Source organism: Streptomyces sp. NPDC088915 (genome assembly GCF_044749825.1).
GTDB lineage: Bacteria > Actinomycetota > Actinomycetes > Streptomycetales > Streptomycetaceae > Streptomyces.
On the sequence record NZ_JBIVIR010000050.1, the window covers coordinates 1 to 1,322 of the forward strand.

Annotated in this window: 1 pseudogene; it reads right to left on the reverse strand. The window is 77.8% G+C overall.

Features of this window, described 5'->3' with window-relative positions:
* Nucleotides 1-1,322, reverse strand: a pseudogene (locus tag ACIP5O_RS36875) (helix-turn-helix transcriptional regulator); the annotation flags it as partial.

Sequence of the window (1,322 nt, forward strand, 5' to 3'; positions counted from 1 at the left end):
GCCTCCACCTCCTGACGGGCCAGGGCGAGGCGGACCACGGCGCCGGCCGTCGTCGCGGCCAGGGGTACGGGCAGCTCCTCCGTGCCGATCGTCCCCCGCTGGGACAGCCAGGAGGCCGCCTCTCCCCAGTCTCCCTGGGCGAGGGCGAGCAGGCCGCGCACGACGTAGGCGTCGGAGGCGAGGAACGGCATGTCGGCGGTCGCGGCGACGAACTCCTCGCACCGCTCGGCGAGCCCCGGCCACCGGCCGGTCCACCAGTCCCGGAGCAGCCGGGTCCCCAGCGCGTTGTACTCCAGGTACGGCGCACCGCTCCGTGCGGACAGGTCGCTCCCCGCCGCGAGGAGGTCCTCCGCCCGCTCGTAGAAGCCGAGCCAGACCGCGAAGTCCGCGGCGTTGCACAGGCCGCGCGCCGCCTGCCGGGCGCACGCGGGGTCCGTGTCCTTCGCGGGCAGCTCCTTCGCCAGTTCCCACGCTTCCGGGTCGGCGCAGCTCATGGCGAGTCCCGCCCGGCCGGCCAGGACCGCCGTGCGCATGGGCTCGTCCCCGCTGGCGTCCGCCGCGACGGTGGCCTCGGCCAGCCATCGCCGGTGGACGTCAACGGGGGGACCCGGCCAGTAGGGGAGGGACAGCGCCGTCATGGCGCGCGCGGCCAGGCCGGGCCGCACCTCGCGCAGTTCGGCGGCGGCGGTCTCCAGGACCCGCCACCCCTCGGGGAACCGGCCCATCTGGTTGGACAGCATCAGGCCCAGGTCGAGCCGCAGCTCTCCGCGCACGGCCGGGGGGAGGGAGGCGTCCTGCACGATCTGCGCGAGGACCTCCACGGTCTGGTCCGAGCGCAGTCCGGTCACCGCGCTGCGGGCGAGGAGCGGTGCGAGGCGGGCCCGGCTCTGCGGGGGCAGGCCGGGCGCGGCCAGCGTCCGTTCCAGGAGCGCGACGGCCTGCTGGTGCCGGCCGGACGCCGCCGCCGTCTCGGCCGCCCTCTCCACCGCCCTGAGCCAGCCGCGGGTCTCGCCGGCCGCCCTGTGGTGGCCGGCCACGTCGATCCAGGGCACGGGCTGCCTGCGGCTCAGTACGCCCGCCGCCCGCTCGTGCAGGTCCTGGCGCACGGGTCCGGGCACGCAGGCCCGTACGGCCGGGGCGGCCAGCGGGACGGCGAAGCCGTAGCGGCCCTCGGCGGGCTCGGCCAGGGCGGCGACCTCCAGGGCCCGCAGCAGGGCGCTGCCGCCCGTCGCGGTTCCGAGCCCCGACACCGCGATCAGCTCGTCGCGGCCGACGGGCCCGTCGAGGACGGCGGCCGCCCAGACCACCGGCCGGTGCGCCGG